Origin of the sequence: Rhizobium sp. PEPV16 (genome assembly GCF_008919455.1) — a bacterium.
Lineage (GTDB): Bacteria > Pseudomonadota > Alphaproteobacteria > Rhizobiales > Rhizobiaceae > Rhizobium > Rhizobium leguminosarum_Q.
This window is the reverse complement of the sequence record NZ_VSZV01000343.1, coordinates 49,764-50,970: the sequence shown is the minus strand read 5'-3', so window position 1 is coordinate 50,970 and position 1,207 is coordinate 49,764. Positions and strand designations below refer to the sequence as shown.

Sequence of the window (1,207 nt, the reverse complement as noted above, 5' to 3'; positions counted from 1 at the left end):
TGCGCAGGAAGGCGATCGGATGCTGCCGCAATGTCAGCCCGGTATGGCTGTAGTCCTCAATGACGTTATGCCCGTCCGTCATCTGCCGAAGTGCCACCTCCGGCTCCTGCTGCTCGGCAATTGCAGCCATCTCCCGATCGGCCGCGGCGGCAAACAACGGCAAGGGTTCGTCGCGCAGCGCCTTGATCGCCCAGAGCGCGTCGCGGCGTTCCAGCTTCAGCGACGGCAGAAACGCATCGGCCTTGGCAAGCTGGACGAGCGCTTCCGGGGGCACGCCGGATCGGCGCCACATGTCGTCAACCGAGACAAAGGCATTGTCCATGCGTGCCGCGACGATGCGCGCCGCGTCAGCGACCGCCAGTCCTTTCACCTGCCGGAAGCCCAACCGGACAGCGTGGCGGCCAGATTTGCCGATCCGCTCCAGCGTGCAGTCCCACCGGGACCGATTGATGCAGACCGGCCGCACCTCGACGCCGTGCGCTCTCGCATCGCCGACGATCTGCGCCGGCGCGTAAAAACCCATGGGTTGCGAATTGATTAGCGCCGCACAGAAGGCTTCCGGGTAGTGGCGTTTGATATAGCTCGACGCATAAGCGATCAGCGCGAACGAAGCCGCATGGCTCTCCGGAAAACCATAGGAGCCAAAGCCTTCGAGCTGGGAGAAGGTCTTTTCGGCGAATTCGGGCGTGTAGCCGTTCCTCACCATGCCGGACACGAGCTTGTCCTTGAACCGCGAGACGCCGCCGGTGAACTTGAAGGTCGCCATCGACTTGCGAAGCTGGTCGGCCTCGCCGCCGGTAAAGCCGGCGCAGACCATCGCGACCCGCATCGCCGACTCTTGAAACAGCGGCACGCCTAACGTCTTGCCGAGCACCGCTTCCAGCTCTGGCGTCGGATATTCGACGGCCTCCTTGCCTTCGCGCCGGCGCAGATAGGGATGCACCATGTCGCCCTGGATCGGACCGGGCCGGACAATGGCGACCTGCACCACGAGGTCGTAGAAGGTTCGGGGTTTCAGCCGCGGCAGCATCGCCATCTGAGCGCGGCTTTCGATCTGGAACGTGCCGAGCGTATCGGCCTTGCGGATCATCGCATAGGTCGCAGGATCCTCCTGCTCGATGTCAGACAGGTCGAGATCCCGATCCTTGTGCTCGCGGATCAGATCGAAGGCCTTGGCCATGCAGGTCAGCATCCCAAGGGCCAGGAC

The 1,207-nt window shown here is 63.7% G+C and carries 1 pseudogene; it reads right to left on the bottom strand.

Annotation, left to right across the window (positions count from 1 at the left end):
- Window positions 1-1,207, bottom strand: a pseudogene (dnaE2, locus tag FY112_RS27310) (error-prone DNA polymerase); the annotation flags it as partial.